This is a genomic window from Myxococcus llanfairpwllgwyngyllgogerychwyrndrobwllllantysiliogogogochensis (assembly GCF_006636215.1).
Taxonomy (GTDB): Bacteria; Myxococcota; Myxococcia; order Myxococcales; family Myxococcaceae; genus Myxococcus; species Myxococcus llanfairpwllgwyngyllgogerychwyrndrobwllllantysiliogogogochensis.
The window spans coordinates 1-9,883 of record NZ_VIFM01000356.1; the positions used below are offsets into that span (position 1 = coordinate 1).

The following is a 9,883-nucleotide window of genomic DNA, read 5'->3' on the forward strand; positions in this document are numbered from 1 at the left end:
GAAGCCGTCTCGCTCACGCGTCAGGCAGGACACCCCGGTGCGGCCTGCCCTCAACGCGCGCAATGTGCCGAGTCCAGAGCCTCTGTCCGCCAAGTACATCAACGACACACTCAAGGTGCTCCACAAGCTGCTGGCCTTGGCGCAAGAGCAAGGCGTTGTCCCGCACGTCCCCCACGTCAAGGGGCTCAAGACGCAGAAGCCCTCTTTCGACTTCCTTGGCTTTGCGGAAGCGGAGCACCTCATCGAAACGTCCGAGCCCGAGTGGAGGCCCCTACTTCTCGTCGCCATCAAGGCAGGGCTTCGACAGGGCGAGTTGATTGGTCTCCAGTGGAACGACTTGGACTTGAAGGGAAGCAAACTGCAAGTCAAACGCTCCATCTGGCGAGGGGTGACAGGCTTGCCCAAGAGCGGGCGTGAGCGAACAGTGGACCTCCCCGCGTCGGTGGTAGACGCACTCAGGACGCATCGACACCTGCGCGGGCCTTATGTGTTCTGCCAGGAAGATGGCCAACCGCTCACATCCGGCAAGATGGTCTCCCCACTCGAACGCTCGCTCCGTCGAGCGGGCATCACTCGCGAGGTGGGAATCATCGGCTGGCACGACCTGCGACACACCTACGGAAGCCACCTCGCCATGCGGGGAGTGCCGATGAAGGTCATCCAGGAACTGATGGGGCATGCCGACATCGCAGAGACGATGCGCTACGCCCATCTATCGCCGGAGACACGAGCGAGCGCGGTGCAGCAGCTTGACCAGCCGAGCCCTCTGACTCTTGCCGTTTCGGGTATCGCCACCGAAGGGGCACATAGGGGGCACACGCCGAACGCGGCGGCTCTCAGCGGTTCGGCAAACCACTGAAAACCCTGGAGGTTCGGGACGGAGAGGCGTGAGCTTCCAACTCACGCTCCGGTGAACCCCACGCGACGCGCGACTACGGGAGGGCCGACACACTGTAGACGCCAGCCTTCGGCCCCTGGGAGATGATGTACACGGCGCGCGAGTCATCCTTGCCGCCGAAGTACACCGGCACCTGGACGCCCTGGTCCAACGGCTTTCGCGCCTGCGTCTTCGCGTCGTACACGGCGATGTCGTACGTGTCCGAGTCCATCCGCGCCGACGTCGCCAGCACGCGCTGACCATCCGCGGAGAGCTTGTAGCTGAAGATGCCCTGGAGCCACGTCTGCGGGTCCGCCTTCTGGGGCAGCTCGAGCGCCTTGAAGTCACACGCGCGTCCGTTGCGGATGCAGTTGGCGCGGAACACCACCTGCCCGTTGCCCGGCATGAAGCCGTAGCCGAAGACGCCCCGGTGCACCTTCTCCGCCTTCTCCGCGCCCAGGGGATAGAGCATCAGGTCCACGGAGTACTCCGGCTTGAGGAAGCGCGAGAGGAAGGCCACGTAGCGCGCGTCCGAGCCCCAGACGAAGTTGGGCACACGGTCCCCCACCCGCTTCGGCGCGCCATCCGGCAGCGAGGCCACGGCCATCAAGCCCGCGCGCGCCGTCACGTCGTACCTGTCCAGGAAGCCCACGGCCTGCGAGTCCGGGGAGAAGGAGAAGATCTCCACGCGCTCGCCCACCTTGCGGCCCGGCCCGCCGGAGGCGGGGCCCACATACAAGTCACCCGGCACGTCCGGCTTGCCGTTCTCCGAGCGCGCCAGCCACTTGCCATCCGGAGAGAACCCGAAGGCCTGCGCCGCCACGGCCAGCCGCTTCGGCTTCTGCCCCGGCAGCTCCGCCAGGTACAAGTCGTAGAGCCCGCGCACGGATTCGCTGCGCACCTGGAAGGCCACGCGCTGACCATCCGGAGACACGGCGTAGTCACCCACCTGGTCCGCGAGCTTGCGCGGCGCCTCCTCGGGCTTCTCCACCGACACCGCCGCGAGCCCCCCCGCCGCGGACAGCCGCCGCTTGAGCAGCAGCGTCTTGCTGTCGGAGGTGAACTGCGCGGTGCTCACCTCGGCCGCCACGTCGACGAACGGCCCCGAGGGCAGCGGGCCCAGCTTCAACTTGCCGCCGTCCACGAAGGCCAGCTTCGTCCCGTCCGGCGACGGCAGCATGTAGCTGACCGCCGTGCCCAGCACCGCCGGCTCCGCCTTCGCGTCATCCAGCACCGCCACGTTGAGCGAACCGGACTGCGAGGCCGGGTTGTAGCCGGTGAGGTACAGCGCGTGCTTCGAGTCCGCCGAGAACAGCAGCCCGCCCGGCACGTTCGTCACGCTGTCGCCCAGCTTGCGCGGCTCGCCCCCCTCCACGGCCACCACGAACAGCTCCCCGAGCAACATCTGCGGAGGCACGCCGTCCAGCCGGGGCTTCTGCCCGTTCAACAGGTACGTGGCGAAGCGTCCGTCCGACGTCAGCCGCAGGTCCGCCGCGCGGCCCGCCGCCAGCAGCAGGCCCTGCCCTGCTCCAGCGGGCGCGCCACGTCCGGAGCTGCTCGGCGCGGACGCGCGGCTCGGAGGCGCGGAGCCACCCGAGGCCGTCGCGGCGGGGGCATTCCCCTTCGCCCCGCTGTCCTCGCCCTTCTTGCACCCCGTGCCCGCCACCATGAGCGAGGCCATCAGGCCCGCGCCCAGAAGTCGTCCCAGCCTCGGCCGCATCATGCGCTCCTCTGCTCCTCAAGCTCCGGGGTGCCCGACGAGGGGACACCCGCGTGCGGCAGCCACGCCGCCAGGTCCTGCTTCGCGCGGGCCGAGTACGCCGCCCGCTTGTCCGCCTTCTTCATCCGCCCGGTCAGCGGCGGGAAGAGGCCATAGATGATGTTGGAGGGCTGATGCGGGTAGTCCGGCGGGTGCGCTTCGCCCGTCACATGACGGAACAGCGAGCCCAGCGCCGTCGTCGCCGGGGGCGGCACCCACTCCTTCCCGCTCAGGCGCGCGTGCAGCGCCAGCGCCACCAGGTAGCCACACGCCGCGCTCTCCACGTACCCCTCCACGCCGGACACCTGCCCCGCGAAGAACACCCGGGGCTCGGTCTTCAGGGACAAGTCAGCCGACAGCAGCCGGGGCGAGTCGATGAAGGTGTTGCGGTGGATCTGCCCCATCCGGAGGAACTCCGCGTTCTGGAGGCCGGGGATGCAGGAGACGAAGATGCGCTTCTGCTCGCCCCACGTCAGGCGCGTCTGGAAGCCCACCATGTTCCAGGACGTGCCGGCGCGGTCCTCCATGCGCAACTGCACCACCGCGTGCGGCTCCTGGCCCGTGCGAGGGTCCCGGAGTCCCACCGGCTTCATCGGCCCATAGGCCAGGGTGTCGTCGCCGCGTTCCGCCATGACCTCGATGGGCAGACAGCCTTCGAAGTACTTCGGTTCCTCGAAACTGTGCGGCACCACCTTCTGCCCCGCCTTCAACTCCGCGATGAAGCGGTAGTACTCCTCGCGGTTCATCGGCAGGTTCAGGTAGTCGTCGCCGCCGCCCTTGCCGTAGCGACTCTGTCGGAAGGCCACCGTCAGGTCGATGGAGTCTCCGGAGAGGATGGGGGCGATGGAGTCGTAGAAATACAGCTTCTGCCCCACGTGCCGCTCCAGCTCGCGAGTGAGGGCATCCGAGGTCAGCGGCCCGGTGGCCACGACGACGGGGCCCGCCTCTGGCAGCGTCTCCACCTCACCGGCCACCAGCTCCACGCCCGCCTGGCGCAGCAGCGACTCGGTGATGGCCTTGGAGAAGCCCTCGCGCTCCACCGCCAGCGCGTCTCCGGCGGGTACCCGGTGGGCATCCGCGCTGCTCAGAATCAGCGAGCCCAGCGAGCGCAGCTCCGCGTGCAGCAGGCCAATGGCGCTCTCCGGGTTGTCCGAGCGCAGCGAGTTGCTGCACACCAGCTCCGCGAGCTGATCCGACTTGTGCGCCGGAGAACGCTTGTGGGGCTTCATTTCGCGCAGCACCACCGGCACGCCCCGGCGGGCGAGCTGGTATGCGCACTCCGTACCGGCCAGGCCGCCGCCAATCACCGTCACCCGCTGCTGCTTCACGTCCGCCATCCTGTTCCTCCCGGGAGCGCCGAGCGCCAGCCCGTCAGCGAACAGTTAGCAGGACTGGCACGCCCTGTCCCACTCGCGAAGCCATGGGCGTCAACCCGGCGTCTTGTCCAGGGCCCCATGTCCGGCCGCCTGCCCCCCGAGCCACCTTCGCCCCCGGTTGGAAGGCGCGGTTTCCCCACCTGGGTTGCACCCCTACGTTTCTCGCGTTCATCGCTCGAGGCAGCGTTCTTCCGAGCGAGCGCACAACGCACTCGAAGACAGCAACACGGAAACGAGGCCACCATGAGCCGAGCCCAAGATTTGCTGAAGGTTCGCGAGATTCTTCAGCGCCGCAGGCGGGAAATCCTCACCACCAGCAGCGGCACGCACCGCGAGCTGACCGCGCTCAAGGAGCAGGAGCGGGATCCCGAGTACGAGGAGAACGCCCAGTCGGAGCTGGCGGACTACACCCTGTCCAGCCTGATGGAGGCCCAGCGCCGCGAGGTCATGCTCATCGACGCCGCGCTGCTGCGCATGGACACGGGCGTGTTCGGCGAGTGCGTGGACTGCGGCCAGGAGATCTCCATGGACCGCCTGGAAGCCCTGCCCTTCGCCATCCGCTGCGCGGAGGACGCCGAGCAGCACGAGCAGGACACACGCGGCGGGCACTACGCGACGCCGTCGCTGTAGCCCCGCGCTGGTGACGTGACAGGCGGGCGCTCCCTGGTTCCGCCGGGGAGCGCCGCTCGTTCTTCAGTCGCCCTCTTTCTTGAGGACGACGAAGCGGTAGTTCTCCAGCTCGTTCTGCCCCGCCGTGTAGAGCACGCTGAGGAGCAGGTCGTAGGGGACCTTGCGGTCCGCGATGACCGACAGCTCCTTGCTGAAGGGCGCCCGCGGGTTGCGCTCGGCGATGTACTTCAGCTTCTCCACTTCCTTCTTGAACCGGGCGTCGAGCGGGAGCACCAGCCGGCCCTGGAGGGCCTCGGCGGGGAGCTGACCGTTCTGCAGCCGCAGCACCTCCCGCTCCCCCACCAGCAGGCTCTTGGCGGTGATGGTGACGGCGATGGTGTCCTGCGGCGTGGCGCGCGTGGTGGAGATGGGCGGCCGGACGTCCTCGGAGGCCGTCACCGCCGCGGAGGACGACGCGAAGGACTTGAGCAGGAACACCAGGAGGATGGTCATCATGTCCATCATCGCGGTGATGTTCAGCTCCTTGATTTCCCCCGCCGCGTCGCGCTCCTTGCGCTTCTTGCGAGACAGCGCCCGGCGGAAGCGCAGCCGCGCCAGGGCCTCCTCGTCGACGGCATCAGGCGCGTGCGACATGGGTTCGGAGGACATGGCTCAGGTCCCCGCCAGGGTGACATCGGGGAACAGCAACCGGCGCTGGGGACCCTGCTCCTCGCGCAGCGCATCCATCGTCTGGATGAGCACGTCGTAGGGCACATCCGCGTCCGCGCCGACGATGACCTTCGTCTCCTTGGGAAACTCGGTCTTGATCTTCACCATCCACGCGTTGAGCGCGGCGTAGTCGTAGACGCCGTCGGCGGTCGTCGGCACCGTGGGCGCGCCGCCTTCTCCGAGGATGGCGTTCTCACTGCTGACGAAGTGGCCCTTGCGGGAGATGAGCACGGACAGCGTGAGCTTCGGCTCGTCGCTCGGCGACTCTGGCGTCATCGCCGTGGACGGCGCGCCGTAGCCCGGCGCGCTCACGTTGAGGATGCCGAACGAGGTCAGCCCCGTGATCGACAGCAGCATGAAGATGATGAGGTTCATGAGGATGTCGAGGTACGGGACGACGTTCAGCTCGCCCGACTCTTCTTCCTCGCGGACCTTCAGCTTGCGGCGGGAGTAGTGGAACGCCATGGCGCGCGCTCGCCCCGCCCTACGACGCGCGGGCTTCGAGCTCCGTGGCCGCCGGGTCCACGCTGCCGCGACGCGACAGGAGGTTCTCCAGCTTCAGCGCGTTGAGCTCCAGGCTCTCCACCATGCTCTTCGCGTACGACGTGAGGAACAGGTGGAAGATGATGCAGACCACCGCGATGGAGAGCGCGAAGGCGGTGTTGTTCATCGCCTTGGAGATGCCGTCCGACAACAGCCGCTGCTTCTGGTCCGCCGGCACGTCGCCCAGCGCCTGGAAGGTGCCGATGAGGCCGAAGATGGTGCCAACCAGGCCCACCAGCGTGGCGATGTTCGCCAGGGACCACAGCCAGGGGATGCGCTTGGACACATGCGGGCTGTGCTCGATGAGGGCCTCTTCCACCGCCTTGGCCACCTCGATTTCACCCCGGTTCGCGTGCACCAGCCCCGCGCGGATGACCTTGGCCAGGGGCGCGGTCGGCGCCATGCCGCACACCTTCACCGCGCGGTCCAGGTTGCCGCCGCGCACCAGCTTGGAGATCTGCTCCATGAAGGGCGCCGGGTTCAGGTTGTAGCGGAACACCAGCGTGACGATGCGCTCCAACGCCACCGCCAGCGCGCACGCCAGCCAGAACAGGTTCACGAACATGAACGGACCGCCATCCTTGAAGAACTTGATGACGGAGTCCGTGACGCCGAGCTTTCCGGCGTCCGCGGCCGCGAGGCTCGCGTTGACCAGCAGCTCGCTGACCACCGAGGAAATCATTGGTCGGGTTGTAGGGCGGGCCCGCCGAAGCTGTCAAGCCACGGACGGGCCAGCCCCCTGTAAACACTTGGGTTTTCAGGCCGCCGACGAAGTTCCCGGGTCCGTGGGGACGCCCGACTGCTCAGCGACCTCCCGCCGGTAACCGCACTCCTTGTTCGGGCAGGCGACGTACGCGCCGTCCCGCTTGGAGTACTTCTGGAGGAGATACGGCGACGCGCAATCCGGGCACGCCTCCGCCAGGGGCCGGTCCCACGCGGCGAAGCGGCAGTCCGGGTAGCGGTTGCAGCCGAAGAAGATCTTCCCGCGGCCACTGCGGCGCTCGGTCAGGTAGCCCTGCTTGCACTCCGGGCAACCCACGCCGATGGAGATGGGCTTGGACGTCTTGCAGTCCGGGTAGCCCGAGCACGCCATGAAGCGCCCGAAGCGTCCGCGCTTGATGACCATGGGCTTGCCGCACTTCTCGCACAGCTCGTCCGTCGTCTCTTCCTCGACGATGACGATCTTCCCCTCGGCATCCCGCTTGAAGTCCTTGGTGTTCTTGCAGTCGGGGTAGTTCGAACAGGCGAGGAAGTGCCCCATCTTTCCGAACTTGATGACGAAGTGGTTGCTGCACTTCTCACAGGCGATGTCGGTCTTGATCTCCTCGCGCTTGACGTCGCGCATCTCCGCCTTCGCCTTCTCGAGCGTGTCCTTGAAGGGCCCGTAGAAGTCGCGCAGCACCGACACCCACTTCGCTTCACCCTCGGAGATCTGGTCGAGCTTCTCCTCCATCGTCGCGGTGAAGGTGACGTCCAGTTCGTGGGGGAAGTGTTTGACGAGCATCTCGTTCGTCATCTGCCCCAGGTCCGTGGGCCGGAAGCGGCCCTCGAGCTTCTCCACGTACTTCTTGTCCTGGATGGTGGAGAGGATGGCCGCGTAGGTGGACGGGCGGCCAATGCCCTTCTCTTCCAGCTCCTTCACCAGCGTGGCCTCGCTGAAGCGCGGGGGCGGCTGGGTGAAGTGCTGCTCGTGCAGGAGCTTCTGCAGGCCGAGCTTGTCGTTGTCGTTGAGCAGCGGCAGGTCGCCCACGGCGTCGGCGCCATCCGCGCCCTCTTCGCCCGCGGCCTTGGCCTTCTCCTTCTCCGACTCCTCTTCCGGCGTCAGGCCCGCGCCGTACACCGCGAGGTAGCCGGGGAACTTCAGCGTGCTGCCGGAGGCGCGGAACGTGGCCCGGCCCGCGGCGATGTCCGCGCTCGTCTGGTCATACACGGCGGGCTTCATCTGGCACGCCACGAAGCGGTTGTAGATGAGCTCGTAGAGCCGGAACATGTCCTGCTCGTCCATCGCGTCGAAGAAGGGCCGCACGCGCTCCGGCGGGTACTCCAGCGACGTGGGGCGGATGGCCTCGTGGGCGTCCTGCGCGCTCTTCCTGGACTTGTAGACCACCGGCTCTTCCGGCAGGTACTCCGCGCCGTACTTGGAGCCGATCATCTCCCGCACCTGCTTCACGGCGTCGTCCGACAGACGCGTGGAGTCCGTGCGCATATACGTGATGAGCGCCGTCTGGCCTTCCTCGCCGAGGGGCACGCCCTCGTAGAGCTTCTGCGCCAGCGTCATCGTCTTCTTCGCGGTGAAGGACAGCCGGTTGGCCGCCTCCTGCTGGAGCTTGGAGGTGATGAAGGGCGCGGGCGCGTTGCGGCGCCGCTCGCGGCGGTCCACCTTGGCCACGGAGAACGCGGCGTCCTTCAGCTCGTTGACCAGGCCCTCGGTGATGGCGCGGTCCTTCAGCTCCACCTTCTTGCCATCCACCTTGGACAGCTTGGCCTTGAACGGCGGCGGGCCGGTGGGGCCTTCCAGGAGCGCGTCGAGCGTCCAGTACTCCTCGGGGACGAAGGCCTTGATCTCCGCCTCGCGCTCCACGATGAGGCGCACCGCGACGGACTGCACGCGACCGGCGGACAGGCCCCGGCGGATCTTCTGCCAGAGCAGCGGCGAGATTTGATAGCCCACCAGGCGGTCCAGGATGCGACGCGTCTGTTGCGAGTCGTAGTTGTCCTGGTTCAGCTCACGCGGCTGGGCGATGGCTTCCTGGATGGCCTTCTTGGTGATTTCGTTGAAGGTCACCCGCATCGCGTCCGGATGCGCCAGCTCTTCCTTGATGTGCCACGCAATGGCCTCGCCCTCGCGGTCGGGGTCCGTGGCCAGGAAGACCTTGTCGGCGGACTTCGCCATCTTCTTCAGCTCGTTGAGCACCTTCTCCTTGCCCTTGATGACCTCGTACTCGGGCTGGAAGTCGTGCTCCACGTCGACGCCAATCTTGCTCTTGGGCAGGTCCTTCACGTGCCCCACGGACGCCTTCACCGTGTAGCCGGAGCCCAGGTACTTCTTGATGGTCTTCGCCTTGGCGGGCGACTCCACGACGACCAGGTAGTGCGGCCCCTTGCCGCGCGGCGTGGCCTCTTCCTCGGCGTCCGCGTCCACGGCGGGCAGCGAGTCGTCGTCACCCTTCTTGGTGGTACGCCGGCGGGCCGCGGTCTTCTTGGCCGCGGTCTTCTTGGCCGCGGGCTTCTTCTTGGCCGCAGTCTTCTTCTTGGCGGCCGTGCGACCGGCCGCCTCGCGGGGCGCCTTCTCCTCGGTCGCCTCGGTCTCTTCCGCCTTCTTCTTCGTCCGCGTGGCCATGACTCTCCTACCTAGATCTTCTCGTACAGCCTGCCCGGGTGCTGGACGACCAGCCCCGTCATCTCCAGCTCCACCAGAGCGCTGACGAGCGCCGCGGGTGTGAGGGTGCTCCCGGTCAGCACCTCATCGAACGTCCGGGGAATCCGGTCCAACACCGCATAGGCGCCCCGCGCTTCCGCGGAGAGCCCTTCCCACGAATCAGCCTTTCCCGGCGCCACCATCCACCCAGGGTCAACACCCACCGCCCGCCAGACGTCCTTCGCATCCAGGCACGCACTCGCGTGCCCTTCCCGCAGCAGGGCGTTGCAGCCTGCCGCATCCGCCTGACGTACATCCCCGGGCATCGCCAGCACCGGCCGTCCCTGCGCCCGCCCCGCCTTCGCCGTGTGCAAACTGCCCGACTCCGCCCCTGCCCTCATCACCAGGACCGCATCCGATGCGCCGGAGATGAGCCGGTTGCGCCGGGGGAACGTGGAGGTGCTTGCCCGCACCCCAGGCGGCAGCTCGCTGAAGAACACCCCGCCCCTCTCCAAAAAGTGAGGAAGCAGGCGGGCTTGCGCCGGGTCCAACGCATCCAGCGCCGACCCCAGAAAAGCCCACGTCTCCGCGCCCACGTCCAGTGCACCCCAGTGGCACGCCCGGTCCACGCC

General features: G+C 67.6%; 9 protein-coding genes. 2 read left to right on the top strand and 7 right to left on the bottom strand.

Going from position 1 to position 9,883, the window contains the following annotated elements:
• Positions 1-859, top strand: an 859-nt coding sequence (locus FJV41_RS45000; protein WP_141648804.1) for a tyrosine-type recombinase/integrase, incomplete at its 5' end; no start/stop codon positions are given.
• Between the two features lie 73 nt (positions 860-932).
• Here FJV41_RS45000 and FJV41_RS45005 read toward each other — a convergent pair.
• Positions 933-2,600, bottom strand: a complete 1,668-nt coding sequence (locus FJV41_RS45005; protein ID WP_141648805.1) for an alpha/beta hydrolase — start codon at positions 2,598-2,600, stop codon at positions 933-935.
• Positions 2,597-3,973 (bottom strand): methylenetetrahydrofolate--tRNA-(uracil(54)-C(5))-methyltransferase (FADH(2)-oxidizing) TrmFO, encoded by a 1,377-nt coding sequence (gene trmFO / locus FJV41_RS45010; RefSeq protein WP_141648806.1) that lies wholly within the window; start codon positions 3,971-3,973, stop codon positions 2,597-2,599. Before trmFO ends, FJV41_RS45005 begins: the two co-directional genes overlap by 4 nt.
• Positions 3,974-4,255: 282 nt before the next feature.
• Here trmFO and FJV41_RS45015 point away from each other — a divergent pair, with 282 nt between their 5' ends.
• The gene (locus FJV41_RS45015) at positions 4,256-4,642 is read left to right on the top strand and encodes a TraR/DksA family transcriptional regulator (RefSeq protein ID WP_141648807.1); all 387 of its coding nucleotides are present in this window, start codon (positions 4,256-4,258) and stop codon (positions 4,640-4,642) included.
• A gap of 63 nt (positions 4,643-4,705) precedes the next feature.
• Here the strand turns inward: FJV41_RS45015 and FJV41_RS45020 are convergent, their stop codons facing one another.
• From FJV41_RS45020 to FJV41_RS45040, 5 genes are all read right to left on the bottom strand, one after another.
• Complete coding sequence (locus tag FJV41_RS45020) at positions 4,706-5,290, bottom strand: ExbD/TolR family protein (RefSeq protein ID WP_246137815.1); 585 nt, start codon at positions 5,288-5,290, stop codon at positions 4,706-4,708.
• Between the two features lie 3 nt (positions 5,291-5,293).
• On the bottom strand, positions 5,294-5,815 hold the full coding sequence (locus FJV41_RS45025; RefSeq protein ID WP_141648808.1) for an ExbD/TolR family protein: 522 nt from the start codon (positions 5,813-5,815) through the stop codon (positions 5,294-5,296).
• A 19-nt stretch (positions 5,816-5,834) separates the two neighbouring features.
• On the bottom strand, positions 5,835-6,575 hold the full coding sequence (locus tag FJV41_RS45030; RefSeq protein ID WP_141648809.1) for a MotA/TolQ/ExbB proton channel family protein: 741 nt from the start codon (positions 6,573-6,575) through the stop codon (positions 5,835-5,837).
• Positions 6,576-6,650: 75 nt separating this feature from the next.
• Positions 6,651-9,233, bottom strand: coding sequence for a type I DNA topoisomerase (gene topA / locus FJV41_RS45035; protein WP_141648810.1), 2,583 nt, complete (start codon positions 9,231-9,233; stop codon positions 6,651-6,653).
• A gap of 11 nt (positions 9,234-9,244) precedes the next feature.
• The coding region (locus FJV41_RS45040) for a DNA-processing protein DprA (protein ID WP_181791384.1) at positions 9,245-9,883 on the bottom strand (639 nt) is incomplete at its 5' end.

Bases quoted from the DNA above. Each gene is read 5' to 3' on its own strand.
- FJV41_RS45005 (WP_141648805.1), bottom strand. From the start codon at position 2,600: ATGATGCGGCCGAGGCTGGGACGACTTCTGGGCGCGGGCCTGATGGCC.
- trmFO (WP_141648806.1), bottom strand. From the start codon at position 3,973: ATGGCGGACGTGAAGCAGCAGCGGGTGACGGTGATTGGCGGCGGCCTG.
- FJV41_RS45015 (WP_141648807.1), top strand. From the start codon at position 4,256: ATGAGCCGAGCCCAAGATTTGCTGAAGGTTCGCGAGATTCTTCAGCGC.
- FJV41_RS45020 (WP_246137815.1), bottom strand. From the start codon at position 5,290: ATGTCCTCCGAACCCATGTCGCACGCGCCTGATGCCGTCGACGAGGAG.
- FJV41_RS45025 (WP_141648808.1), bottom strand. From the start codon at position 5,815: ATGGCGTTCCACTACTCCCGCCGCAAGCTGAAGGTCCGCGAGGAAGAA.
- FJV41_RS45030 (WP_141648809.1), bottom strand. From the start codon at position 6,575: ATGATTTCCTCGGTGGTCAGCGAGCTGCTGGTCAACGCGAGCCTCGCG.
- topA (WP_141648810.1), bottom strand. From the start codon at position 9,233: ATGGCCACGCGGACGAAGAAGAAGGCGGAAGAGACCGAGGCGACCGAG.